General features: G+C 38.7%; 42 protein-coding genes and 1 tRNA gene. 9 read left to right on the top strand and 34 right to left on the bottom strand.

From position 1 onward, the window contains the following. Window positions 1–196 precede the first annotated feature (196 nt). The 7 genes from ACZ42C_RS00325 to ACZ42C_RS00295 form a co-directional block, all read right to left on the bottom strand. Window positions 197–697, bottom strand: coding sequence for a hypothetical protein (locus tag ACZ42C_RS00325; protein ID WP_461182608.1), 501 nt, complete (start codon window positions 695–697; stop codon window positions 197–199). Beyond that, window positions 694–894, bottom strand: coding sequence for an XtrA/YqaO family protein (locus ACZ42C_RS00320; protein ID WP_461182607.1), 201 nt, complete (start codon window positions 892–894; stop codon window positions 694–696). Before ACZ42C_RS00320 ends, ACZ42C_RS00325 begins: the two co-directional genes overlap by 4 nt. An 18-nt stretch (window positions 895–912) precedes the next feature. Beyond that, window positions 913–1,707, bottom strand: a complete 795-nt coding sequence (locus ACZ42C_RS00315; protein ID WP_461182606.1) for an MmcB family DNA repair protein — start codon at window positions 1,705–1,707, stop codon at window positions 913–915. Then, window positions 1,685–1,954, bottom strand: a complete 270-nt coding sequence (locus ACZ42C_RS00310) for a hypothetical protein (protein ID WP_461182605.1) — start codon at window positions 1,952–1,954, stop codon at window positions 1,685–1,687. The genes ACZ42C_RS00315 and ACZ42C_RS00310 overlap by 23 nt, the downstream gene beginning before the upstream one ends. An 11-nt stretch (window positions 1,955–1,965) precedes the next feature. After that, a complete protein-coding gene (locus ACZ42C_RS00305) occupies window positions 1,966–2,493 on the bottom strand; it encodes a Holliday junction resolvase RecU (protein ID WP_461182604.1) in 528 nt (175 codons plus the stop codon). Further along, window positions 2,490–2,660, bottom strand: coding sequence for a hypothetical protein (locus ACZ42C_RS00300; protein ID WP_461182603.1), 171 nt, complete (start codon window positions 2,658–2,660; stop codon window positions 2,490–2,492). The genes ACZ42C_RS00305 and ACZ42C_RS00300 overlap by 4 nt, the downstream gene beginning before the upstream one ends. 122 nt (window positions 2,661–2,782) lie before the next feature. Further along, window positions 2,783–3,127, bottom strand: a complete 345-nt coding sequence (locus tag ACZ42C_RS00295; protein ID WP_461182602.1) for a nucleoside triphosphate pyrophosphohydrolase family protein — start codon at window positions 3,125–3,127, stop codon at window positions 2,783–2,785. A 117-nt stretch (window positions 3,128–3,244) separates the two neighbouring features. Here ACZ42C_RS00295 and ACZ42C_RS00290 point away from each other — a divergent pair, with 117 nt between their 5' ends. Then, window positions 3,245–3,796 carry a CBO0543 family protein gene (locus tag ACZ42C_RS00290; protein ID WP_461182601.1) on the top strand — a complete coding sequence of 184 codons (552 nt, stop codon included), beginning with the start codon at window positions 3,245–3,247 and terminating at the stop codon, window positions 3,794–3,796. 65 nt (window positions 3,797–3,861) lie between these two features. Here ACZ42C_RS00290 and ACZ42C_RS00285 read toward each other — a convergent pair whose 3' ends face one another. The 24 genes from ACZ42C_RS00285 to ACZ42C_RS00170 form a co-directional block, all read right to left on the bottom strand. Continuing rightward, complete coding sequence (locus tag ACZ42C_RS00285; RefSeq protein ID WP_461182600.1) at window positions 3,862–4,284, bottom strand: 3D domain-containing protein; 423 nt, start codon at window positions 4,282–4,284, stop codon at window positions 3,862–3,864. 11 nt (window positions 4,285–4,295) lie between these two features. Then, complete coding sequence (locus ACZ42C_RS00280) at window positions 4,296–4,478, bottom strand: hypothetical protein (RefSeq protein ID WP_461182599.1); 183 nt, start codon at window positions 4,476–4,478, stop codon at window positions 4,296–4,298. Window positions 4,479–4,581: 103 nt separating this feature from the next. Next, a complete protein-coding gene (locus ACZ42C_RS00275) occupies window positions 4,582–4,755 on the bottom strand; it encodes a hypothetical protein (RefSeq protein ID WP_461182598.1) in 174 nt (57 codons plus the stop codon). 14 nt (window positions 4,756–4,769) lie between these two features. After that, the gene (locus tag ACZ42C_RS00270; protein ID WP_461182597.1) at window positions 4,770–5,528 is read right to left on the bottom strand and encodes an N-6 DNA methylase; all 759 of its coding nucleotides are present in this window, start codon (window positions 5,526–5,528) and stop codon (window positions 4,770–4,772) included. 6 nt (window positions 5,529–5,534) lie between these two features. Further along, window positions 5,535–5,915 (bottom strand): hypothetical protein, encoded by a 381-nt coding sequence (locus tag ACZ42C_RS00265; RefSeq protein WP_461182596.1) that lies wholly within the window; start codon window positions 5,913–5,915, stop codon window positions 5,535–5,537. Continuing rightward, window positions 5,912–6,070 carry a hypothetical protein gene (locus ACZ42C_RS00260; protein WP_461182595.1) on the bottom strand — a complete coding sequence of 53 codons (159 nt, stop codon included), beginning with the start codon at window positions 6,068–6,070 and terminating at the stop codon, window positions 5,912–5,914. Before ACZ42C_RS00260 ends, ACZ42C_RS00265 begins: the two co-directional genes overlap by 4 nt. Continuing rightward, window positions 6,063–6,284: a hypothetical protein gene (locus ACZ42C_RS00255; RefSeq protein WP_461182594.1), complete on the bottom strand. Its 222-nt coding sequence runs from the start codon at window positions 6,282–6,284 to the stop codon at window positions 6,063–6,065. The genes ACZ42C_RS00260 and ACZ42C_RS00255 overlap by 8 nt, the downstream gene beginning before the upstream one ends. After that, the gene (locus ACZ42C_RS00250) at window positions 6,281–6,439 is read right to left on the bottom strand and encodes a DUF6011 domain-containing protein (protein ID WP_461182593.1); all 159 of its coding nucleotides are present in this window, start codon (window positions 6,437–6,439) and stop codon (window positions 6,281–6,283) included. Before ACZ42C_RS00250 ends, ACZ42C_RS00255 begins: the two co-directional genes overlap by 4 nt. Further along, window positions 6,439–7,227, bottom strand: a complete 789-nt coding sequence (locus tag ACZ42C_RS00245) for an ATP-binding protein (protein WP_461182592.1) — start codon at window positions 7,225–7,227, stop codon at window positions 6,439–6,441. Before ACZ42C_RS00245 ends, ACZ42C_RS00250 begins: the two co-directional genes overlap by 1 nt. Before the next feature lie 10 nt (window positions 7,228–7,237). Further along, complete coding sequence (locus tag ACZ42C_RS00240; RefSeq protein ID WP_461182591.1) at window positions 7,238–8,053, bottom strand: DnaD domain-containing protein; 816 nt, start codon at window positions 8,051–8,053, stop codon at window positions 7,238–7,240. Beyond that, a complete protein-coding gene (locus ACZ42C_RS00235; protein WP_461182590.1) occupies window positions 8,043–8,828 on the bottom strand; it encodes an HNH endonuclease in 786 nt (261 codons plus the stop codon). Before ACZ42C_RS00235 ends, ACZ42C_RS00240 begins: the two co-directional genes overlap by 11 nt. A 14-nt stretch (window positions 8,829–8,842) precedes the next feature. Beyond that, window positions 8,843–9,007: a hypothetical protein gene (locus tag ACZ42C_RS00230; protein WP_461182589.1), complete on the bottom strand. Its 165-nt coding sequence runs from the start codon at window positions 9,005–9,007 to the stop codon at window positions 8,843–8,845. Further along, on the bottom strand, window positions 9,000–9,968 hold the full coding sequence (locus ACZ42C_RS00225; protein WP_461182588.1) for a PD-(D/E)XK nuclease-like domain-containing protein: 969 nt from the start codon (window positions 9,966–9,968) through the stop codon (window positions 9,000–9,002). The genes ACZ42C_RS00230 and ACZ42C_RS00225 overlap by 8 nt, the downstream gene beginning before the upstream one ends. After that, window positions 9,934–10,836: a hypothetical protein gene (locus ACZ42C_RS00220; protein ID WP_461182587.1), complete on the bottom strand. Its 903-nt coding sequence runs from the start codon at window positions 10,834–10,836 to the stop codon at window positions 9,934–9,936. Before ACZ42C_RS00220 ends, ACZ42C_RS00225 begins: the two co-directional genes overlap by 35 nt. After that, a complete protein-coding gene (locus ACZ42C_RS00215; RefSeq protein WP_461182586.1) occupies window positions 10,833–11,051 on the bottom strand; it encodes a hypothetical protein in 219 nt (72 codons plus the stop codon). The genes ACZ42C_RS00220 and ACZ42C_RS00215 overlap by 4 nt, the downstream gene beginning before the upstream one ends. An 11-nt stretch (window positions 11,052–11,062) precedes the next feature. Beyond that, window positions 11,063–11,326 (bottom strand): hypothetical protein, encoded by a 264-nt coding sequence (locus tag ACZ42C_RS00210; RefSeq protein ID WP_461182585.1) that lies wholly within the window; start codon window positions 11,324–11,326, stop codon window positions 11,063–11,065. A gap of 99 nt (window positions 11,327–11,425) precedes the next feature. Further along, window positions 11,426–11,647 (bottom strand): hypothetical protein, encoded by a 222-nt coding sequence (locus tag ACZ42C_RS00205; RefSeq protein ID WP_461182584.1) that lies wholly within the window; start codon window positions 11,645–11,647, stop codon window positions 11,426–11,428. Window positions 11,648–11,661: 14 nt separating this feature from the next. Next, window positions 11,662–11,877: a YqaI family protein gene (locus tag ACZ42C_RS00200; RefSeq protein ID WP_461182583.1), complete on the bottom strand. Its 216-nt coding sequence runs from the start codon at window positions 11,875–11,877 to the stop codon at window positions 11,662–11,664. A gap of 5 nt (window positions 11,878–11,882) precedes the next feature. Then, on the bottom strand, window positions 11,883–12,068 hold the full coding sequence (locus ACZ42C_RS00195) for a hypothetical protein (protein ID WP_461182582.1): 186 nt from the start codon (window positions 12,066–12,068) through the stop codon (window positions 11,883–11,885). A 12-nt stretch (window positions 12,069–12,080) separates the two neighbouring features. Then, window positions 12,081–12,212, bottom strand: coding sequence for a hypothetical protein (locus ACZ42C_RS00190; protein WP_461182581.1), 132 nt, complete (start codon window positions 12,210–12,212; stop codon window positions 12,081–12,083). Next, entirely contained in the window at window positions 12,202–12,471 is a 270-nt protein-coding gene (locus tag ACZ42C_RS00185; RefSeq protein WP_461182580.1) for a hypothetical protein, read from the bottom strand. Before ACZ42C_RS00185 ends, ACZ42C_RS00190 begins: the two co-directional genes overlap by 11 nt. Next, on the bottom strand, window positions 12,468–12,728 hold the full coding sequence (locus tag ACZ42C_RS00180) for a helix-turn-helix domain-containing protein (RefSeq protein ID WP_461182579.1): 261 nt from the start codon (window positions 12,726–12,728) through the stop codon (window positions 12,468–12,470). The genes ACZ42C_RS00185 and ACZ42C_RS00180 overlap by 4 nt, the downstream gene beginning before the upstream one ends. Window positions 12,729–12,835: 107 nt before the next feature. Continuing rightward, window positions 12,836–13,114, bottom strand: a complete 279-nt coding sequence (locus ACZ42C_RS00175) for a helix-turn-helix domain-containing protein (protein ID WP_461182628.1) — start codon at window positions 13,112–13,114, stop codon at window positions 12,836–12,838. Window positions 13,115–13,120: 6 nt separating this feature from the next. Further along, complete coding sequence (locus tag ACZ42C_RS00170) at window positions 13,121–13,891, bottom strand: BRO-N domain-containing protein (RefSeq protein ID WP_461182578.1); 771 nt, start codon at window positions 13,889–13,891, stop codon at window positions 13,121–13,123. A gap of 67 nt (window positions 13,892–13,958) precedes the next feature. Between ACZ42C_RS00170 and ACZ42C_RS00165 the strand changes: the two genes are divergently transcribed. Then, complete coding sequence (locus tag ACZ42C_RS00165; protein ID WP_461182577.1) at window positions 13,959–14,222, top strand: hypothetical protein; 264 nt, start codon at window positions 13,959–13,961, stop codon at window positions 14,220–14,222. Here ACZ42C_RS00165 and ACZ42C_RS00160 read toward each other — a convergent pair. Together ACZ42C_RS00160 and ACZ42C_RS00155 are read right to left on the bottom strand one after the other, a co-directional pair. Next, the gene (locus tag ACZ42C_RS00160) at window positions 14,207–14,419 is read right to left on the bottom strand and encodes a hypothetical protein (protein WP_461182576.1); all 213 of its coding nucleotides are present in this window, start codon (window positions 14,417–14,419) and stop codon (window positions 14,207–14,209) included. The two genes, ACZ42C_RS00165 and ACZ42C_RS00160, sit on opposite strands and share 16 nt — an antisense overlap. A 32-nt stretch (window positions 14,420–14,451) precedes the next feature. Further along, on the bottom strand, window positions 14,452–14,691 hold the full coding sequence (locus ACZ42C_RS00155; RefSeq protein ID WP_461182575.1) for a helix-turn-helix transcriptional regulator: 240 nt from the start codon (window positions 14,689–14,691) through the stop codon (window positions 14,452–14,454). A 168-nt stretch (window positions 14,692–14,859) separates the two neighbouring features. Here ACZ42C_RS00155 and ACZ42C_RS00150 point away from each other — a divergent pair, with 168 nt between their 5' ends. From ACZ42C_RS00150 to ACZ42C_RS00125, 6 genes are all read left to right on the top strand, one after another. After that, the gene (locus ACZ42C_RS00150; protein WP_461182574.1) at window positions 14,860–15,249 is read left to right on the top strand and encodes a helix-turn-helix domain-containing protein; all 390 of its coding nucleotides are present in this window, start codon (window positions 14,860–14,862) and stop codon (window positions 15,247–15,249) included. A gap of 1 nt (window position 15,250) precedes the next feature. After that, window positions 15,251–15,925, top strand: a complete 675-nt coding sequence (locus ACZ42C_RS00145) for a hypothetical protein (protein ID WP_461182573.1) — start codon at window positions 15,251–15,253, stop codon at window positions 15,923–15,925. Window positions 15,926–15,938: 13 nt separating this feature from the next. After that, window positions 15,939–16,421 (top strand): hypothetical protein, encoded by a 483-nt coding sequence (locus tag ACZ42C_RS00140; protein ID WP_461182572.1) that lies wholly within the window; start codon window positions 15,939–15,941, stop codon window positions 16,419–16,421. A 24-nt stretch (window positions 16,422–16,445) separates the two neighbouring features. Then, window positions 16,446–16,898 carry a hypothetical protein gene (locus ACZ42C_RS00135; RefSeq protein WP_461182571.1) on the top strand — a complete coding sequence of 151 codons (453 nt, stop codon included), beginning with the start codon at window positions 16,446–16,448 and terminating at the stop codon, window positions 16,896–16,898. A gap of 68 nt (window positions 16,899–16,966) precedes the next feature. Next, window positions 16,967–17,422: an ImmA/IrrE family metallo-endopeptidase gene (locus ACZ42C_RS00130; protein WP_461182570.1), complete on the top strand. Its 456-nt coding sequence runs from the start codon at window positions 16,967–16,969 to the stop codon at window positions 17,420–17,422. Next, a complete protein-coding gene (locus tag ACZ42C_RS00125) occupies window positions 17,391–18,548 on the top strand; it encodes a tyrosine-type recombinase/integrase (RefSeq protein WP_461182569.1) in 1,158 nt (385 codons plus the stop codon). The genes ACZ42C_RS00130 and ACZ42C_RS00125 overlap by 32 nt, the downstream gene beginning before the upstream one ends. 108 nt (window positions 18,549–18,656) lie before the next feature. On the opposite strand, the gene ACZ42C_RS00120 is transcribed toward ACZ42C_RS00125, so the two are convergent. Next, window positions 18,657–18,732: transfer RNA gene (locus ACZ42C_RS00120), tRNA-Arg, on the bottom strand. Between the two features lie 340 nt (window positions 18,733–19,072). Between ACZ42C_RS00120 and clpP the strand changes: the two genes are divergently transcribed. Beyond that, the gene (gene clpP, locus ACZ42C_RS00115; protein ID WP_461182568.1) at window positions 19,073–19,663 is read left to right on the top strand and encodes an ATP-dependent Clp endopeptidase proteolytic subunit ClpP; all 591 of its coding nucleotides are present in this window, start codon (window positions 19,073–19,075) and stop codon (window positions 19,661–19,663) included. Window positions 19,664–19,701 lie beyond the last annotated feature (38 nt).

Here is a 19,701-nt window from a genome sequence, read left to right as displayed (position 1 = left end):
AACCCACTCCCTCAAGAAGGTATTTGTAATATTCACTTGCCTCAACAGGACTTATCGGACCCGTTCTTTTATCTTTTCTGTATTTGCTGATTTTCCACTTATACATATACGTGCGACCCTTCTAAATAAAATAAAAAAGGACACCAAACGGCAGCAGTTAAGCTGTCATTCAGCGTCCTCCAGTTGGCTGGTAGAACTACATGTTGGTTAAGTAAGAATTTCTTATATCGTAACTGTTAGCTAATTTTGTTCCGTTAAAGATTATTTCACCTGATATTACTGTGAATTCATTTCCGATAGCATCAATTCCGTTTATTTTAATTCGTCCAGAAGGAATAGCTCCTTCTTTTCCTTTTAGAGTAACTTCTATTCCTTCGTAGTTAGTTTCTTTTCCTGTTTTAGATGAAGTTACACTGATTCTACCGTAGTTACCAGTATGAATTACTGCATTTTCATCTGTGTGACTAACGCCTAATATTTTATAAAATACATTATTCGGGTTTTCCAGTATAAAAACGCAACGATCGCCAAAATCTTGTAAATATATAAATTTAAATATTGGCTTATAAGAAAACTCCCACTGCTTTTTTTGAAGTTTAATTTGTCTATTCGACGACAATATACTAAAGAAGGCTAAAATAGCCGACACACCAGCTATAATAGCTAAAGTTAATTGAATTTTATCGCTTATACTCAAAACTCCTCCCCCTCATCCCATTTAATCCGCTTCACCTTCCCCTGATGCGTAACTATCTTTGTCTCACCATGCACAGGAAGTTCAGCTAACCTTGCCTTCCCCTCACTAACAACAATGGCAAAGTTTCCCTCTGCTTCCATTATATCAATTTCTAGTCGCATAGTACTAGGGTTTATGTCTATGTCTTTTAAGCGCAATTGGTAGCCCCCTTATAGCTAGACTGGTTCCTTATTGCTCAAGTTCTCATATAATCGCTCGCTTGCCCTCTTGATTTCCCTAACGTCCCTTTCGAGATTAGGAGGAAGGGATCTGCTTAACACATGATCTATATCCTCTGCAAATCCCCATTTAAAATGACTATGCATACCGTGTTTTCTTAAAACTGCGGCAATGTCTGAAAGGTGTTTTCTGTTTTCCTCCAGGTTTTCTTTTTGCCTTTTTAGATCTTTATTTTCTTTTTCTAATTCTGCTACCTGTTCAATAAGTTTTGAGCTGACTTTGCGGCCAAGATGGATAGAGTTAATCCTATCCTGTACATATTCCTCAAAATATTCACGTCTGGAGGTGAAGAAAGGGTGCTCCGCATTTTCCAGCCTGTTCATGATGATGTAATAAAGCATTTCATACGGCATTTCAATGTCCCTTATCCTGCCTTTCCTTCTGGTATTAAGAGTCCGTTTATCAGGATTATAATAGATCAATCCTATGTCTTCAGGGAGCTCATCCGGTTTTATCAATCCGCTGGGAACAACAAAGTCTAAACGATGGCAATAATGCTTGTATGCAGTCCATTTTTCATCCTGGAGAAAGTCATTTCTGGATACCTTTATTTCATATCCTGTTATCAATGGGTTGACCCAGCTTTTTTTAATGGCCATTCCGTCCATGATGTATAATTCTTTAGCGATATGAGTCGGGCCATTTTTAACCTCTGTGAGAAAGAAGTCACTTGTTTTCTCATGCTTTTTAGCCAGCGCATGCTTGATTTCATGAGCTTTTACTTTTCTCATAGACTTTGTCCTCTCCGTAATGATTTGCAAGTTCGTGTACGAAACCCTCGAATACCCCATCTTGAAAGAAATCCCCGAATTTTTGTGCAATTTTTTCGCATTCCGGATGCAAGTAGTAGTTATACCAATCTTCATAATACCCCTTGTTATTAATTGCGGTTGATCCAACCGGCATTAAGTTCAGGCATCCGTGGCAAATATGGACTTTCCTCGTTTTGACTACTTTGCTTTTATTGAACCCGCTCACTGTTATCCCTCCTAGGCTATTTCTGCAGCTATCAATCTATCAACCACCGACAGATAATCCAACGGAACACCATTCTTAGATTCCACCAGGAATGCATAAACCTCCAAATCATCCATTGAGATTGATTTCCTGCCGCCATTTTTGGCTTTTCGGATATACTTCTGAACCATATTATTCGGGATAAGGAAAACGTCTCCCAAGGCCTTCATTTCGACTATAAGGAATGATATAGCCCCTTGCTTTTCTACATCGTTCAAATGCTTAACCTGGTGCTCGGCTATCATTGCCAGCGGAAGGCTTTTTTCCTTTGTGCTTTTAGCTTCAAAATAAATAGCTCTACCGTTATAAACACCATCGAAGTCTACCGTGGACTTTTTCTCATAAAAACCACTTAATACCCGGGTTCCTTTTGACTTAATAACCTTAACTGGTGTAGGCCTTTTATTAATTAGAGCCAATCCTTTTTGTGCGTATACCTGATTAGTGTAATCCAATGTGTATTCAAATGCTTGCCCACGCTTTCCGGTATAAACTGTCATCGGCGTTCACCGTATGCTTTGGCAGCCTTGTTTTTTTCAACAACGTTCGCCCATTCGAGCGCATAAAGCGACAATGTTTCATTAACTTCACGGCCGCCGAGATATAAAACTCCCATTTTCTTCAACTCCCCTATGAGCTCCCTTTTTCTTTCAGTTACTTCTTGCATGCTCTTCCTCCTTGATCAATTCCGCCAAATCCTCTTTAACCTATTCTAATGCTTGTCTATCAATGTCATCCATAGCGTAGACGCTAGAAATTAACTTGTAAATATGTGCTGTAGCCTTTCGGTCATTCCGCCCTCTCCCTGCTTGCTTGCTCGGAAAATCCCGACGGGTAACGACGTTCCAGTTTATAAAGATTAGCTACTGCCACATCCTCTAATGACAAACCATACAGGGTAGCCAATCCTGCCACATAGTGCAGCACGTCGCCTAATTCTTTTCTTATCTCGTCTATGCTTGTTTCATGACCGTGGAACACTTCTTTTTTAACAAGGTCAGCAACCTCTCCGGCTTCTCCGGCAGCTCCTAAGGCATAATTCGCCCTTACGCTTCCGACCTCTTCGGCATCTGTTACATCCTCTATGATCGGCATTGTTCTTTGTGATAGACTTTGATATTCATTTAGATTCATTTTTTCCTCTCCTTTTGTCACATTTTAATCGTAATGTTCATTAAATGACTCATGTATAACAACTGTTTTTTTTGGCAAAGTTAAACATTGAGTTAAACATTAAAAGGTGTGATATTAATGACTGAGTTATTTGAGCAAGTAGTAAATATACAAAATCAATATCAGCAGATGCAAATGGACTATTGGTTAAATCACAATTTGTTTAGTGGTATATGGTGGCTTATTGTAATCATTAACTTGTCTTCTTTGTTATTATTTATTGTTTTAATGGACAAAAAGAATATTTTGTTAATGACACTTACACTATTGATTAGTTTTACATTAATTGGTATATCGAATGAGATAGGTAATTATTTTGGAAATTGGGATTATCCATATCAATTCATACCGTTTTTAGAAAGCTTTAATGCAGTTGATTTTTTGGTTATCCCAGTCATAATTTCATTGATGTACCAATTTGTTAACGGTTGGAGAAAGTACCTTATAACCAACCTGATTCTTTCATCATTACTTGCCTTTATAGGTATTCCTATATCTGTGTATTTAAATTTGTATACGTTATTCAACTGGAATGTTTTTTACTCATTTTTGACATTGTTTGCAGTTGGTTGTCTGGTAAAAATTGCATCAGACTTCATCAAAAATAAATCACCTGCTAATATGACTTAAATCCAAGAGTATTACGTAAGTTAATTCAATCATTTTATGTCCCTCCCTTTTGTCACATTTTGTGTCTACTCAATAACAATTACATTGCGGGTCCGCTTGCCCCAATTGATCGCCTCATCTAAATCCGACATATAGACATCAATGTGCCTGCCATTTACGGCACCGCCTCGGTCTTCAACAATGAAAGTACCTTCAAATCCTTCAATTTTCACCTGTGTCCCAGGCGGCAGGACATCCCAATCTGCTGCAATCGTTCTGCCCTCCTGAACTGTAGTTCCGGTTGCCGTGATTCCGTAAGCCGGGTCATCGGGAGTTTTCCCGGTGCTTTCAGGACCAGCGGTGTATGCTGTAATCGTAAATTCACCAAGCTCATTTTCGTTTGTAACCTCTTCGGTACTGACTTTTGGCTCCACTGGTTTTACAAATTCTACCGGATCCAATGAACCGGCAGCTGTAATCATATAGAACATGCATATTGCTAAACTCATGTAATTCTCCTTTACCACCATGAATTGTTTGGACTTTCCGCTTTAACTTCCATGGCTCTGAATGCTGCTAATTTGTATTTCAGTTCTCTGAGCGACTTGCCCTCCGTGTCGCGATAATTAAACCTGTTATTGAGTTCCTCGATGATGTGATTGATCATGATGTTTTCTTGCATGGAGTGTGCTTTTATCGACATGGGTTTCACATCCTTTCTTTATTCACATAAGGAACACCTTTTTCAATCAACTTTAAGGCACATTTTTCGCATAACATATGATTCTTCATGTTTTTTACAAGTGCTATGCTAATCCGTTCATTATCTTTAAATCCTGTGTTGCAAAGATGGCATTTTTTATCCTTCTCTTTGTATCGAATTTTTGTAAAATCCTTGGTAAATGGAAACATGTATAATCCAATTTTTGTGAATGTTTTTTGATTGGTTTCCTGGGTATAACTATCGTGTATTCACCCAAAATTCCCCCTCCTCTCAAAACAAACTCAGCTGCACCGGCTCTTCCTGCTTCTGATATTCCACGCAGTTCAGCAAATCAGTAGCTTTCTTCACACCTTCAATAGCGCTTTTTGCTTCTTTCTCCCGCTCTTCCCTGACCTTGTTTAACAGGTGCATGGGCGTGTACCAAACCTCATTGAATTTCTGGGTTATCGTGTCGCCCTGCATAACCACCGCATCCATCCCTACAAGCGATAGCTGGATATAGCACATTCTGACTACATCAAAATCAATATCGTTACATGTTACTTTCAGCTGCTTTTGAAAATTGATACCTTTTTCTCGTAAACGCTCAGCATATGCTATAACCATTCCACCGGAGCCGACAGCAGGCTCATTAAGTTTAATGAATCCTTGTTTGTCCGTTTCAGGTGTGGACCCCATTTCAGCCATTAGCTTGGAAACATCATATGGAGTAAAGAATTGACCAGAATTTGAATTCGATATCTCCAATTCCATGTATAGTTCTCCCATGAAATCTCCGAATCTATCGCTTAACCCGGCTACTACCAGGCTTAATATTTGGGCGAACATATTCGCTTCATCCCGATCGTATTTTTCAACGGTCCGCATGTATTTTTCTTCTCTCTTTTGCCACTGTTGCTTATCCACACTGTTGGAAATGGTACAAGCTGCCAATGTGGTGAAGTCTCTGAAAACATTGTGCATGCCGTGCCTGGGAGAAATGCGTTGCATCAGCTTGATAATTTCTTTTTTAGCCTGTTCGTACCTCAAATGAAATCACTTCCTTTTTGTCTCAGGCTCATAAACAAACCGTTTCCCGTCTATCTCAATCACGCTTGGTTCTCCCTTTTTCAGCTTTTTTATTTCGACAACAGCTGTATGTTTAGTGCCTTTTTCTACTTTTGTTGGTACTTTTCTCTGATAAGAAAATGGCCGTTTTATCCTTCCCTTTCTTGCTTGATCGAACAAGGCTAAAAAGATTTCATCCGGATCCCTTTTGTATTTTTTAGCGATAAAATAGATGTCCATGCCTGCGTGCCAATCCTTAGTTATTTGAGCCACTTGACCTTTTTGAAAAGCCGGCTCCAGGTCCTCAAGGATAAATTCATGGTCTCCCGTGAGTGGCAGGATCGGCACTGTGTTAGATGCTGTGTTCATACCACAACACCCTCCGGCTCTATAGCCATTTTTAATTTTTCTATATCGCTGTCATCCCGGACAAAGTCACATCGATTGTCTGGACATGGTTCAAACTGCAAGTAATAGCCGTTATCTATTGCTAGGCCGCCGGTGCCGTTGCAGGTTTTACACATGGGATTCACCTTCTAACAGTTCGGGATTTTCAAATCGGTTTCCGATGATTTCTAATTCCTTGCAAGTTGATAAGAAATATCGTTCTCCTGTGTCAACTTCTGTCTCTATCACCTTTCCGCTCAACGGATCAATTGACAATTGCCTGTCTGTATATTCAAGATCAATAAATTTTTTGTTTTTCTTATCCCAAATACGGAACTTATTCTCGCTCACGATTTACCCTCCAATTCCTCAATCACCATCTGATTCTCCGCCAACCCGATTTCCTCTTGCTCTTTCAAATATTTCTTGTAGCAAACTGGACCAAATTCACGTTCAATACTTTTCCGGTCTTTTAGCTTTCTGCCGCATCTGGTGCATGCTGCCATTAAAACCTCTCCTTTCTCCGGTAACTTTCGCCTTCCAACCTAATACCGGTAGCCTTATCCATCATCCGGTCTATAATTCGCGGGCCGTTATTGCCATATTTGGCTGTCAGTTCACTTTCCGAGTAGTTAGTGGTGCTGATCGTCGATCTATCCAGCCGCATATCAAATACTTTGTACAGGACATCAGATGCCCAGGTTTCATGACCGTATTCATTTGCTTTTACATATTCGGAACCAATATCGTCCAGGACAAGTAAATCCAAGGAATCTATCATTTTGAAAATCTGCTCTTCTGAAATATTGGAATTCTGGCTGTATGTACTTTTGATGTGATCCAGTAGATCAGTAGCTTTGATGTATAGCGTTTTGTACCCTTTTTGCCGAACCGCTTTTGCAATGGAATAAGCAAGGTGACTTTTTCCCAGGCCAGGCTCACCCGAAAAAGCCAATGATTGGGTGCCGTCAAACTCCTTTACAAACTTAATAGCTGCCTGCTTTGCTTTTACCTGTTTATCATGGTCCGGTTTATATGAATTGACAGTGGCTTTCTTTAGATCATCTGAAACTCTTTCAAAACTCATGATGAAATTAAGTTCTTTATCCTCTTGGAATTCCTCAACAGTAGGTAAATTCAATCCTTCTTTGAACTTCCGTTCTTCACAAGGTTTGCATGCTCCCATTACGCCACGGGGAGTCTCATAGACTTTGTATACGGTGCCGCATTGGTTGCATTCTCTTTCCCCGGCTTCTGGGAATGGCATTTTCATAACCTCTTTGATCGGCTTCACATTCTCCCTCCTAGAATCGGTCTTTGTTTGGATCGTATGCGGACCCGACTACCTGCAAGTGTGGTTTTCCTTTATTTTGCGCCTGCTCTATTTCTTCAATGGTTAGGAGCGATTCGTTTTCCCAGTTCTTCAATATGCCTTCAACGTAATTCAGCCTTCTTTTATTGTTGCTACAAGCGATTTCCATTGCTTTTATGATTACTTCCGATGGATTTTTAAACTTAGAATCATCTAACCACGACAACAACTGGGTTTTTGCTTGGATATTGTTATATCCAAATCCATTGTTATCCCAAAATTGGGTAACTGCTGCTGTATGTTGTTGTTCATTATTAACACCATTATTCAAATCATTATTAATACCATTCTTATTTATTGCCCTTGCTTTGCCCTCGCTTTGCCCTCGCTTTGCCCCTTCATTGCCCGTCTCTTTGTCTTTGTCTTTGCCCTTGTAATTGTCTGGTGTTTGGTAAGTGTCATAATTTACAACGGTTAGAAGTAATCCTTTCTTTGCCCTTGCCTTTGCCTCATCCTTTGCCAAAAAACCGTGCTTTACCAATTTGTTGATTGCGTTACGCACAACCTTTACTGTCACGTCTTTGTCTCCGATGTCATCCACAAGCAATTGATAGGAGGTGGCAATTTGTCCTCTTTTAAGGAAAATGATTTCTCCGTTTCTTACCACCTCACCATCTTTAAATTGAGCTTGGAGAAGTAGTTCAATCAGCACGATTCGATGGGTGGCTTTAAGCGATCTCCACAATGATGACTTTCTTATCTTCCTAGCTAGCAACACGTACCCTTCTGGTATTTGTTCAAAAGTCAATGTTCTCATCCTCAAATAAGTTTTCTAACCCTGTCCTGAATGCGGTCCAGTGTTTAACTGTTTTCGCGTAATCCTTTAATGATTCTATTGAAATATCAGCTTCAACGTGTGCTAGCTTTAAATATCTTATTGCTTTCCTCTCGTCCAAATAATACAGTCTGTTTCTTAAAATCCCCCTGATGTAATATAGGTCTTTCATATACGGTTCTTTATTGCCCCTCATCTTGTTTGCAGCAATACGCGGAATCATATTAAATGCCTTTTCCACACTTTCGTGCTTTGCTTTCCCATCATCATATTTAACGTATTGACTAACGGATGCATCTAAACAATCCAACAACAGTTGCAAGCTGTACTTTTTAATCCACTTCCTAACTTCCTGTTCTCCATTTTCGTTAACTGTATAATCCGTGGATTCAAACCAATGTTCCTTAAATATGTTGATTCTTTCCTCGTCCAAAGACATTAATCCCTCGCGCCACTCCATCATCATCTCGAGTTGCAGCCGTCTTTCGTTTATTTCCTCCAGTTGTTTCCTTTGCTTTTCCAAAACCGACTTATCATCCAGCGGAACATCACTTTTACCTCTGTTACAATCAAAACATGCCGTAATCAGATTGGTTATATCGTTAGTCCCGCCATCTGAAACCGGCTTTATATGATCGACTTCCAAAATCACATCAGGTGACGTATTTCCGCAATATTGACATTTGAAAGAGTCTCTTTTGAACACTTCGAAACGAGCCTTTTTTGATAAACTTTTCCTTTCCGGCATGTTTTCCACCTCATTTAATTTCTATCAATCTCACAAACCGCAAAATTACCTTTTACCTTCAAAATGGTGTAACCTGGATAACGTTTCATGTATTCCAAAACCAGCTTTTTCAATTCTTCCTGGTCTTTTGCTTGCTCCCAGATCCACGCCGGGAGCAGAATGTTAGACTTGTTATACATAAATCAGTTCTCCAACCTCAACAGGTGCATTTAATTTCTTAGTAGACTTACAGTAGTCACATTTTCCGCAAGCTACCGGATCTGCTTCACCGGACCTTACTTCACTAATCCGTTCCAGTTTCATTTCCACATACTCATATTCAAAGTCGAACCGGCTTTCATCAAAATAAACAACTGCCTTGTTCGGAATCGGTTCCTTGCTTACAGCCACGATATAAGGCGTATAAGCTTGACCTGTATTTTCTTCGATGATTTTGCGATAAATAGCCATCTGCAGCACATAATCCCATTTCTCGATGAAAGATACCCACCCATCATATTTCTCGCTCCAGGACCTTGCGTGTATGTCTCTGGTAGTCTTTAAATCTGTGAATAGCTTTCGTTCATGATTGATGGAATCAACCTTCATTTTCCAATCGGTACCAAATATGTTTGCCGTATATATTTGCTCTTTTTCACCTTCCATGGCAAACATTGCAAAACTGTCATTCTTAAGTGCTTTGATCATCCTGTCTGCCTGTTCATAATCCGCATACTTGCCGCCGCGCTTTTTAAAGATTGCGCTGTTATGCTTTTCCTGGAATGCTGCAAATGCTTCTTCTGATTCAAATGCAGCATGTGTATAGTTCCCGACCATCATTGCGGCATTTGGAAAACTGGTATATTCACCGTTCAAGTAAGCCATTGCATCAGCTTCACACTTATCAAATTTTTTAAAGAGGGAGACAGACATATATCGCCTGTCCATCCCTAATGAATAATAGTTAGTGTGGTTTAGATTGTTCATTTCTTCTTGAGTGATTGCCGGTTGATTTCGCCGCAATCGGCTATATATCGTGTTTGAATTGACGTTGTACATTTTGGATAATTCTTTTACAGTAAATCCTTCGTTGTTCAAATGGATAATTCTTTTTGTCTGTTTCCGTTTACTCGAAGTGGAGTTCTTCTTGACCGCTTGCATCAGGCTTCACATCCTTTTTGGGCTTATCTTGAGACTTACCTTCTTTCTTGGTGTCCTTGGTCTTATCTTCTTCAAAGGCTTCTGTAAGCTTTGATTCTTGCTTTTTTTTCACTTCTTTGGAGAACCAATCATCCGCCTTTGACATGCCGTCCTTTAACGATGTGAATATCTTTATAAGGTCTGCATAATCACGTTCTGTAAATGCTGAAACATTGTATCCCATACGCTCTTCTATCTGTTCCTGAGTGACGCGATATTGGTCTTTAAATGCTGCCAGTGCCTTAGAGATACGATCTTTAAGTGGTTCTTTGTTGCTCCCTTTCAAAGTCCGGTTACACTCTTCTACAGCTTTATCAACAATGTCACCCGGTATAATGCCAAGGATGCAGGCCCGCAACCTTCTGGCGCCGTTATTCGCTACCATTTCATAAATATCCCGCGGATCTGTTAATTTTGTTAAGCCTTTATTCTTTGAATATCTGGAATGTGGTACGGTAAACACTTTTTCTTGCCTAACGTTTGTTTCTAAATCCCAAGCATAAGCCATCGCTACAGATTCACCGTTTTTCTGTTCCAGCTCTTTTACTCCAAACGCTAAATTACCCCAGTTTTGCGCTAACACTTCCGCTAATCTAATGGATGGACCTTCTACCTTAGTGCCTCCCCTTGGGTAGCTGTACACTGCTGCTTGTGCTAAATCGGGACGCTTGCAGTTATCCAAAATCCTTTGTTCTGACTGAAATACATTTCTGGGAAACTGACGGGCCATGAATATCTGACCCTTCACTTCCTCCATTTCTCGGCTTGATTGTGCTTGTGCAACTGTTCCACCTTGGTTTTGTTGATACTGATCTGTTAAGTTGTTCATTCCGCTTCCTCCATCTCTTTTAATTTTTCGTATTCATCCGCATCAATCAGCACTTTATCCAGTAAATCAACCTCTAAAGTAATTTCACGAGTAGTTGCGTTTTGTGCGACCTCAAAATCCTTCCATTCGGTGTCATCACCCAAGTCCAATTCGATTTCAATATTTGAATCCATTGGAAAGTCCAATAATTCCTCTATCAACTCTCTTACTTTCATCTCGATTCCTCCTACTGTTTAATAGCTATTTGAACACTAGTTTTCATGTCGCCTTCGTATGGCCTAAGTGTCTCTGCCAAAAGTAAAGCTGTATCATAATCGCCTGCATGGATTGCAAAAGGCGCATCAAAGCAATGCCACTTCCCTTTTGGTATCGCCTGGGCGTAGTCAATACGACTTTCTTCTAGCTTCTGGGCCTCATCTTCCGATAGTGTGATACCTAATCTTTTGGACAATTGCATTGTTGTTAAATTACCTAAAAATACATAAGCCATTCCGTTTCCTCCTAATTGCAGCCCTATTAAATTGTGATATAATAGGGTTACAAGTTTTTATGAAAAATCCTTTTTTAAAAGCGCCTTTGCAGAGGCGTTTTATTTTTGTTTAAAATACTCAATTACAACAGGTGCATCTTCGATGCTCGCTATCAAATTTTCTTTAGGGCCATATACCATATACATCCGACTGACTGAATCCGGGAATTCAAGAGTTGCATTAATGATTTCCTCGACTCCCTGTTGACCAACTTCATATCCAAAAGAATAACCATTTTCATCTGTGGTATTGATTACTTTCAGAGACTTTATTTTCGTCAATTTAATCCCCTCCTTTATTGCGCTTCTCTAATCTCAACGCCTAAATGTTCCACCAAAAATTCTTCCAAGTTATCCTCCAGGACTGTTTCATGACCAAATTCATAAATCTTATCGCCTGACAGGATTTCTGTTCCAAGTGCATCGATGCCGCTGTGCTCTGGCTGGTCCATCATTTCTCTCAGTTGCCCATGTACACGCGCTTTCGATATATCCGGATGCTGTATATCCATTCCGCTTAACCCTCCTCATTCATTTGCTCGTATTCTTCTACTTCCTGGATGACTGCATCTAACCTTTTTACACTTTCGACATTTCCGCTTTCCGCACCGCTGAAGATATCATGGAGTAACCCGACCAATATCTGATGCCTTTGCCACCTGTTCAGCTTTCTAATTCGGTTCATTAATTTGTTTGCGTTCATCGTCCTCACCTCCTACAACGTGATTAAAATAGTTCCTATTGCTATAAACACCGGGAAACCCATGATTGCATAAAACATTAGTTCCTGACCTTCCGTGACTTCTTCCGGTTCACCAAGAAAGAAATCAATGATTTTATTTCTCAAAGCAATACCTCCTGATCACGTCGCCTTGCATGTCCATTTGCCTTAACACCGCGGCGTAACTTTCTGCTTTACGCTTCTTGTCAGCCAATTTGCTTAACTCGTGCAAGGATTTTGTTAAATCAGCAGAGCAATGCTTGGCTCTCTCAACTTCTCCGGCTTCCAGTAGTTCGCTGATCAATTGCAATAAGTCCTTGGCACACCAACTTTCTTGGCTTGCTTGTTTTAAATCCTCTGGCATAAAGTGCTTGTGTAATCTCATATAATCCCTCCCAGTAAAATGGTTGATATAAATTGGGTTGTTCCTGCTAAAACGTCCATACCGTATACAAAAGCTATAAGTATGTCTGGATTATTAGTAACGCGGCACCAGTTAACTAGATCCGCAGCCTTAAGTTCCAACTTGTTAGATTCTAATTTTGAAATGTTGCTGCGTGATAAGTGAAGCTTCTCTGCCAATGCTTCTTGACTCATATCAGCTCCTTTTCGCATGCGACGTAAAACTGCTCCGAATTCCATATTTTCACCTCCTGACGTTCCATATTGGAACATGTTCCAAGGGTGAACAGTTTTTCTTTGGTGTATGTTTTATAATGTAATTACCGACTCCCTCAGTTGGTAGTTTTTTAGATAGCTTGATTTGTTTGCTGATCGATCCAGTTCATCAGTGCATTGTACGGGATTCGGATTTTGTGGCCTTCCCGGATACACGGAAAACCGTTGTGCTCTGACTGATGACAAAGCTCGTATGTTGCTGTTCTGCCTATCCTTAGAATCTCGGCTGCCTCTGATACCTTTAAGAACCTGGGTGTTTTGCGGTAGCCGTGAGATTCTAAAAGCTGTTCAATTTCTTGCAGGTGTTTCTCGTTTTCTTCTTGGATGATGCGGCGAATGGATTCTTCCATGGACAATTAGATCACCTCCTGGAATTTAAAATCATTAATGGCGACTTTGTGCTCAATAGCCATTTCTTTAACTACCTGAATATAGATTTCAACAAGCCGTTTTTCTTCGGCGATGCAATCTAGTTTATTTATTTTTTTAATATAGGTTTTAGTCATACCTTGAGCTAACGCTCTTTCTTTACGGTTATTCAAACGAACATCCAATTTACATCCGGCACGTTTTTCGAACCGTTCATAACTTAAGTTGATCACGCTTCGATAAGGTTCTATTCCGGACCATTTTTGGGCGATTTTCCTTAAAATAACTTTTACTTTTTCGCGCCATTCGTCGCTGGTAAGAGTGACGATGTTGGAAATATTGTTTACTTGGCCTTCTAGTTCATTTAACTTTTTATCTTGCTCGATCAACTGATTAATTGTTCCTTGTAGGACTTCCAGGTGTGTCTGCGGTTTCTGATAAGAACCTGTTTTTCTAATAGATGGTATAACTTCGATTGCCAACCAGTCTTGGAACTTCTCGGCCAATTCGTTTTTAGCTTTAAAAGCTAATTTATAAACCAGTGGCTCTGGTATAAAATCGCCTTTCGCCACTTGTGGCAAATTATCAGGTAAATAAGAGTTGACTCTTGACCAGCGAATTGTTTCGTTGCCACTTCTGGCAACGGTGGTAAATCCTAGTGAACGCGCCACTTGTTCAACATCGAATAATGCTTGTTCTCCATCTAACTTGGCCGATACTTTAAATAATTCATTTTCGAATACTTGTAATTGGTTCATTTGATTCACTCCCTATTTTTATTTCCATCCTTTTCTAGTAATCTGATACTAGAAAGGAGGGATTAAATTGAAAACATATTTGATAACTTATGATCTAAACTCGCCCGGCCAAAATTACGAAGATTTATACGAAACCATAAAAAGTTTTGGCGATTGGGCGCACTATCTCACTTCTACCTGGTTTGTATACACAAGTTTAGATAAAAAAGAAATGAGCGAAAGGATCACAAGTCAAACCGATTCAAATGATAGTCACGTCATTATTCCTGTTTCCGATTATTACGGAAGGGCAGATAATGAATTGTGGGACTGGCTTCAAGAACGTGTGTAAGTATTAGAACTCACTATTTCACCAGTAGGTCTTCCACCGTTGCTATCACCGAATAAATTTGAAACATAAAAAATGTCTCTTAACTCGGAGTGAAGAAGGTTTATAACTTTGGCGAGTTCTTCTTCGCTCCACCCTTTTGATTCCGCGAATTCGATTAACTCTTGTGCTTTCTTTGTTTTTTCTTTTAATTGGTTCATTAGATTACCTCCTGATTTTTGTTTATCAATTTTTAAATTACGTTTTCATCGCATTTCGCGATTTCATCTTTAAAAAAAATTTCATCAAGGCTTACATTGAACAGATCACGTAATATCAAAAGATGTTCAACTTGTGGATGCCTATGGCCGTTTTCGATTTGAGAGTAATAATTTTGGGTGATCCCTAGTTTTTTTGCAACAAAATTTTGTTTGATTCCCCTTTCTTCTCTTAATCGTTTTAAGTTGTTTGTGATTTTCTTGCTGTCGATCATATTTTCACCTCATTCCAAGTTCTCGTTTTGCGATATATTGAAACTAATATAACATCGCAATTTGTGAATGTCAACTTTTTTTATCACTTTTTGCGATATTCCAATTAAAAAATCTCTTATTGCGATACAATGCGCTATATAACAAGGTTTGTTGAAAGGACTTTAAAGATGAACAAAAGTATTTTGGCGAAACGATTAAAGAAACTAAGAGATGAACGCGGTTATAAGCAAACGTTTGTAGCAGATAAAATAGGTGTTAAAAGTAACACTTTATCTGGGTACGAAAATGGGACAAGATCACCCGATCCACAAATGATAGTTCAGTTGTCGGAACTATATAACGTTTCCACGGATTATCTGCTTGGGAAGACAGACATCCCAAACGCCGAAAATGAGGATGAAGAAAAAAGAAGTTATATGGTAGATAAGATATTAAAGATATTAGAAAAATACCCAGAAATGGATTTGGCATTTGACGATCTGGCAAACATGGATGCAAAGAAGTTGGAAAGGGTATATGATTTTATTAAATACCAAGTATTTACGGAGGGGGATTAAAGTGGCGCAATGTAAATATTGCAGTAAAAAAGGATGGTTTTTACAGGTATCTAAAGCGGGATTGTGTAATAACTGTCATAGGCCTGTTATTGCTTCTTTAAAAAGCGTTCTCAAAGTTTTAGATGAATCAATCAACCTGGTAAACAACTCTAAGAACTTTAGGACGCGAATTGGTAGGGTTGATGTAGCAATAGAAAAATGTGATGATCTATATAATGAGTTTTGGTCCAAAGGCATCACCGTGTTTGAACCAAACCCTCAAGAAGCAAAAGAAAAGTTACTAAAAGAAAAAGGTAAAATTATTGAGGAAGAGATTTATAACTTAGTAGAAAAACACATCGAAAAAGCAAAAAGGGCAAAAACCGTTAAGACAAAAATATCAAACGCAGATAAAGCCTTAGATGAACTTCTTAAATTTAATCAACAATATAATTATAAAAACATGGCGTTAGAAGATACAATACATGCGTTTATTCACAAGGCACAATACGATGATTACATAGAAACTGCTGAAAAACACGAGTTTAAAGGTGATACTAAAAAAGCGGTTGATAAATATCAGGATGCATTATTCTTTTTGAAAAAAGACGATATACCAGATGAATCGCAAAAACCCTTAATTGATGAATTGGAGCAAAAAATACATACATTACAGTCGGCAAGGATCGAGAAATAAAAGGGGAGATTATATGAAAAAAACATTATTTATTATATTAATTGTTGGCTTTTTGGCAGCATGTGGATCAAATGAATTAGAAGTTTTTTCAGAGGAATTCAACAGAGTGGCAGACACTGAGGATTTAGCAAAGATAGACCCAGATTATTTTGGGGAGATTCAAGAAGAGGATGACGGTTTTAGTTGGCGTGAGTTATATGAATCGGATAGATATGTCATAGAAGCAGATTACGAAGGAAATAACATAACTGGGTACAGAATAATGATAGATTCATCTGAACCATTTGAAGAACAAGAGGGGCATGGTTACAGAGCTAGCATTTCAATGGCAGATGCATTAGGGTTAAGCTCCAGAGACTTTTCAAGTAATTTCAGTACTGCATTAAGAACAGACGAACATTCATATTCGGAGGGTGATTTCGAGGTCTCTTTCACTCATATTGGTTGGGATTCTTCAATAGATACATCAATCTTTGTTAGATTTGAAAAGAAATAATACAAAAAGGGTGTAGGGAACAATATGAAGAAATTTTTACTAATATTATTGATTCCTGTTTTTTTGATGGGGTGCAGCGGAAACAATGATCAAGAAGTAGAAGCATCTGAAGATAAAAAAGAAGAAATGTCTGAATCAGCTGGCTTGAATTATCTTGAACAAATCACTTACAGGTATATCAACGCTTCTTATGAAGATGATGAAAGCTTTGAGCAAAGAAGCGAATTGCAAGCTTCAGTAAAAAGAGCGGAGACAATGAAAGAAGAGATTCAAGAGAAGTATGATGAAGATGTAGAAATAGCTGCAGAATTGATATTGTTAGCCGATATTGTAATAAAGGCTTCAGAGGAAATACTAGATGAAAACTACAGCAGGGTTTACGAGAACTCCGAACAAATCGGATTTATGATAGGTGATATTTCTAATAAGTATTTAGATGGAGAATTGCCACCAACGGCAAAACATAAAATTCACTAGGTGTACATACATTTGTACACCATATCTTTTATAATAAAACAGAACATACATTCTGAAAGGAGTCAAAAATGTATACACACTTAGAAGATTACATAACCGATTTGTACAAAAGCTTGTCTATAAGTCGTCCTGGTCAGTTAAATGTAAACGATTTATCAAACAAGCTGCAGATCAATATCTATTATTCCAATGTTAGCTTTAGAATTGGTCACAATATCGTAATAAGAAAATCGAACAAAAGACAGGAATGGCAGGATTTTGGGCACGAAGTAGGGCATTTTCTACGGCATCATGGAAACCAGTTACAAATGCATTACCTATTTCGCGATCTCCAGGAGCACCAAGCAAATTATTTTGCCTATCATTTTTGTGTACCCACTTTTATGTTAAAAGAAATAGAAAGGGTGACAGTCTATGACATTATGAATCTTTTTACCGTAGAATATGACTTTGCTTTACGTAGAATAGAAATGTATGAAAGGAAGATGCTAGATGCGGGGCCATATTATAAAGCGTGGCAATAAGTATTCAATCGTAGTTGACATTGGGAGAGATCACAGGAATAAGCGCAAGCAAAAATGGTTCAGCGGCTACAGCAAGAAAAAAGATGCGGAGAAGGATTTACCAAAAATAATACAAAAACTAGAAAAAGGATATGTGAATCCCGAAGACATGACAATGGAAGAATATTTTAATCGCTGGCTCGATAGAAAAAATCGATCCGTAGAACCAGGCACCTTTGAACATTATGAATCATATATGAGAAAGCATATTATCCCTGGTCTTGGCAGATGGAAAATAAGCAAACTGGAATCCCATCATATAGAATCATTTATGGATGAAATACACGAAAAAGAGCTATCACAGAGAAGCAAAAAACACATTTACAGGATATTGTCATCAGCACTTTTGAAAGGCAAGAAATACGGTATAAAAGACGGAATAATGGATGATATAGAGGCACCAAAAGTGAATAAACAGGAAATTGAATACTGGACACAGGAAGAAGTTGCTGCCTTTATGGGAAATTTAAAAAGTAAAAATCACGCATTGCCGATTATACTATCGTTGGCCACTGGTATGCGGCGCGGGGAAATCTTAGGTCTGAGATGGTCCAAAATTGACTTTGATAATAAAAAAATATCAGTATCGCATCAATTAAAAAAGAATAGAGAAGGAATTTGGCATCTATCGCCACAATTGAAAACTTCTACAAGTTATAGGACAATTGATATTGATGATGATACAATTGAGATACTGAAAAAGCATAAGCGTCAACAGGAAAAAGATAAGATGAAATGCGGTCCGGATTATGAAGATAAGGATTTGGTTTGCGCTACATCAATCGGCGGATTTATTAAACCGACATACCTACGGACTGTATTTAATCGCACGATAGATAAAAGCGGCGTTAAAAAGATTAGCTTCCATGGCCTGCGGCATACACATGCTACATTATTATTGCAGTCGGGCATACACCCAAAGGTGGTACAGGAAAGATTGGGGCATAGATCAATCCAAACTACATTAGATACTTATTCACACATTATTCCAGGGATCCAAGAAATAGCTGCTACCAGCATTCAAAAATCTTTATATGGAATAAAACAAAGTGTACCGGAAAACGTAGTAAAAATGGGAGAAAAATAATGTTTCGAAACCCGAAAGTTTGCAATTCGTTTGCATTTGTCTTTTTTTCAATAAAAAAGACAAGGGACAAAAACTGCTGCATCCCTTGTCATGACTGGTTTTAAAGAACGCGCCCAGAGGGATTCGAACCCCCGACAAACCTGGTACCGGAAACCAGTGCTCTATCCGGCTGAGCTATGGGCGCATAAAAGTTGATATGTTATTCCCTTTTCCGGGCACAAAGATTATTATAACGTCTTTAACGTATATATACAAGTCTTTTTTATTTTTCCGGTTTAGAGTTAACAGCTTCCCTACTGAACCAGTCCTGCATGTTTATATTTTATCCAGTTTGGGTATGATGGGAAGTGTATTTACAGCAGATTTGAAGCCTTTTAAGCAAACAGAATGTATACATATAATGAAGCAGCATGACGGTCATTTTTTTCCTTTTATAAAATAACTGATCACAATCGTTTGACCTTTATTGACCTTTTAGTTATGATGAAAATAGGAATTGTTATTTAATAAGGGAGGATTTTTACATGAATTTAATACCAACAGTTATTGAACAAACTAACCGTGGTGAACGTGCTTATGACATTTATTCACGTTTATTGAAAGACCGTATCATTATGCTCGGGAGTGCTATTGACGATAACGTGGCCAACTCCATTGTAGCCCAATTACTTTTCTTGGAAGCAGAAGATCCGGACAAGGATATTTCCCTGTACATTAACTCACCGGGCGGATCGATTACTGCAGGAATGGCTATCTTTGATACAATGCAGTTTATAAAATCCGACGTTTCCACCATTTGCACAGGTATGGCAGCATCCATGGGAGCATTTTTGCTTGCCGCCGGGGAAAAAGGGAAACGCTATGCCCTTCCCAACAGTGAAGTAATGATTCACCAGCCTTTGGGAGGTACGCAAGGTCAAGCTTCAGACATCGAAATTCATGCTAAACGGATTATTGAAATGCGTGAAAAAATCAATGAAATTCTGTCAGAACGTACTGGTCAGCCAATTGAAGTGATAGAACGGGATACAGACCGTGATAACTTTATGTCTGCTGCAAAATCCGTGGAATATGGTCTCATTGATAAAATTCTGGAGCGAAACGAAGATAGATAATAACGGATCAAACCTTTTACAAAACCCCTTTCCATTAA

It is taken from the genome of Virgibacillus kimchii, from assembly GCF_055379185.1.
Note: the sequence above shows the minus strand (reverse complement) of the source record. Positions and strands in the feature narration are given on the sequence as shown.

Excerpts from the sequence above, each read along its gene's own strand:
- ACZ42C_RS00315 (WP_461182606.1), bottom strand. The coding sequence starts at position 1,707 with ATGAGAAAAGTAAAAGCTCATGAAATCAAGCATGCGCTGGCTAAAAAG.
- ACZ42C_RS00305 (WP_461182604.1), bottom strand. The coding sequence starts at position 2,493 with ATGACAGTTTATACCGGAAAGCGTGGGCAAGCATTTGAATACACATTG.
- ACZ42C_RS00300 (WP_461182603.1), bottom strand. The coding sequence starts at position 2,660 with ATGCAAGAAGTAACTGAAAGAAAAAGGGAGCTCATAGGGGAGTTGAAG.
- ACZ42C_RS00295 (WP_461182602.1), bottom strand. The coding sequence starts at position 3,127 with ATGAATCTAAATGAATATCAAAGTCTATCACAAAGAACAATGCCGATC.
- ACZ42C_RS00290 (WP_461182601.1), top strand. The coding sequence starts at position 3,245 with ATGACTGAGTTATTTGAGCAAGTAGTAAATATACAAAATCAATATCAG.
- ACZ42C_RS00285 (WP_461182600.1), bottom strand. The coding sequence starts at position 4,284 with ATGAGTTTAGCAATATGCATGTTCTATATGATTACAGCTGCCGGTTCA.
- ACZ42C_RS00280 (WP_461182599.1), bottom strand. The coding sequence starts at position 4,478 with ATGTCGATAAAAGCACACTCCATGCAAGAAAACATCATGATCAATCAC.
- ACZ42C_RS00265 (WP_461182596.1), bottom strand. The coding sequence starts at position 5,915 with ATGAACACAGCATCTAACACAGTGCCGATCCTGCCACTCACGGGAGAC.
- ACZ42C_RS00260 (WP_461182595.1), bottom strand. The coding sequence starts at position 6,070 with ATGTGTAAAACCTGCAACGGCACCGGCGGCCTAGCAATAGATAACGGC.
- ACZ42C_RS00250 (WP_461182593.1), bottom strand. The coding sequence starts at position 6,439 with ATGGCAGCATGCACCAGATGCGGCAGAAAGCTAAAAGACCGGAAAAGT.
- ACZ42C_RS00235 (WP_461182590.1), bottom strand. The coding sequence starts at position 8,828 with ATGCCGGAAAGGAAAAGTTTATCAAAAAAGGCTCGTTTCGAAGTGTTC.
- ACZ42C_RS00230 (WP_461182589.1), bottom strand. The coding sequence starts at position 9,007 with ATGTATAACAAGTCTAACATTCTGCTCCCGGCGTGGATCTGGGAGCAA.
- ACZ42C_RS00225 (WP_461182588.1), bottom strand. The coding sequence starts at position 9,968 with ATGCAAGCGGTCAAGAAGAACTCCACTTCGAGTAAACGGAAACAGACA.
- ACZ42C_RS00220 (WP_461182587.1), bottom strand. The coding sequence starts at position 10,836 with ATGAACAACTTAACAGATCAGTATCAACAAAACCAAGGTGGAACAGTT.
- ACZ42C_RS00215 (WP_461182586.1), bottom strand. The coding sequence starts at position 11,051 with ATGAAAGTAAGAGAGTTGATAGAGGAATTATTGGACTTTCCAATGGAT.
- ACZ42C_RS00210 (WP_461182585.1), bottom strand. The coding sequence starts at position 11,326 with ATGGCTTATGTATTTTTAGGTAATTTAACAACAATGCAATTGTCCAAA.
- ACZ42C_RS00200 (WP_461182583.1), bottom strand. The coding sequence starts at position 11,877 with ATGGATATACAGCATCCGGATATATCGAAAGCGCGTGTACATGGGCAA.
- ACZ42C_RS00195 (WP_461182582.1), bottom strand. The coding sequence starts at position 12,068 with ATGAACGCAAACAAATTAATGAACCGAATTAGAAAGCTGAACAGGTGG.
- ACZ42C_RS00185 (WP_461182580.1), bottom strand. The coding sequence starts at position 12,471 with ATGAGATTACACAAGCACTTTATGCCAGAGGATTTAAAACAAGCAAGC.
- ACZ42C_RS00180 (WP_461182579.1), bottom strand. The coding sequence starts at position 12,728 with ATGGAATTCGGAGCAGTTTTACGTCGCATGCGAAAAGGAGCTGATATG.
- ACZ42C_RS00175 (WP_461182628.1), bottom strand. The coding sequence starts at position 13,114 with ATGGAAGAATCCATTCGCCGCATCATCCAAGAAGAAAACGAGAAACAC.
- ACZ42C_RS00170 (WP_461182578.1), bottom strand. The coding sequence starts at position 13,891 with ATGAACCAATTACAAGTATTCGAAAATGAATTATTTAAAGTATCGGCC.
- ACZ42C_RS00160 (WP_461182576.1), bottom strand. The coding sequence starts at position 14,419 with ATGAACCAATTAAAAGAAAAAACAAAGAAAGCACAAGAGTTAATCGAA.
- ACZ42C_RS00155 (WP_461182575.1), bottom strand. The coding sequence starts at position 14,691 with ATGATCGACAGCAAGAAAATCACAAACAACTTAAAACGATTAAGAGAA.
- ACZ42C_RS00150 (WP_461182574.1), top strand. The coding sequence starts at position 14,860 with ATGAACAAAAGTATTTTGGCGAAACGATTAAAGAAACTAAGAGATGAA.
- ACZ42C_RS00140 (WP_461182572.1), top strand. The coding sequence starts at position 15,939 with ATGAAAAAAACATTATTTATTATATTAATTGTTGGCTTTTTGGCAGCA.
- ACZ42C_RS00135 (WP_461182571.1), top strand. The coding sequence starts at position 16,446 with ATGAAGAAATTTTTACTAATATTATTGATTCCTGTTTTTTTGATGGGG.
- ACZ42C_RS00130 (WP_461182570.1), top strand. The coding sequence starts at position 16,967 with ATGTATACACACTTAGAAGATTACATAACCGATTTGTACAAAAGCTTG.
- ACZ42C_RS00125 (WP_461182569.1), top strand. The coding sequence starts at position 17,391 with ATGCGGGGCCATATTATAAAGCGTGGCAATAAGTATTCAATCGTAGTT.
- clpP (WP_461182568.1), top strand. The coding sequence starts at position 19,073 with ATGAATTTAATACCAACAGTTATTGAACAAACTAACCGTGGTGAACGT.